1 protein-coding gene is annotated in these 407 nt (G+C 55.0%); it reads left to right on the forward strand.

What is annotated here, in order from left to right; genetic code table 11:
- The coding region (locus tag WH277_RS00660) for an MFS transporter (RefSeq protein WP_339503778.1) at positions 1-407 on the forward strand (407 nt) is incomplete at both ends.

Here is a 407-nt window from a genome sequence, read left to right on the forward strand (position 1 = left end):
GTATATGACCGCATTATTGATCCTCTCCGGACCGGCGTTTCTGCTGTTCGGTTACCTGCTAAAGCTCAATATCGTGCTGGGCAGTATTTTTGGCGGCGTGTTTGTGGGAATGACCTTTAACGGCGGCATCGGTGTGCTGGAGTCCTATACCGAACGCGTTGCCCGGCAGAGCACGTTTGAGTTTGGAAAAGCCCGCATGTGGGGTTCGCTGGGCTGGGCGGTGGCCACTTTTTTCGCCGGGCTGCTGTTTAATATCAATCCGAAGCTCAACTTCCTGGTCGCTTCCTGCTCCGGTCTGGTGTTTTTCTGCCTGCTGGCACGCCTGAACGTCAGTACGCCCGCCAGTCTGGAAAAACTGGAAACCGGCATCAGCAAAGTGACGCTGGAAGATGCCCTGCGTTTACTGA

Origin of the sequence: Erwinia sp. MYb416 (assembly GCF_037479575.1) — a bacterium.
Lineage (GTDB): Bacteria > Pseudomonadota > Gammaproteobacteria > Enterobacterales > Enterobacteriaceae > Erwinia > Erwinia rhapontici.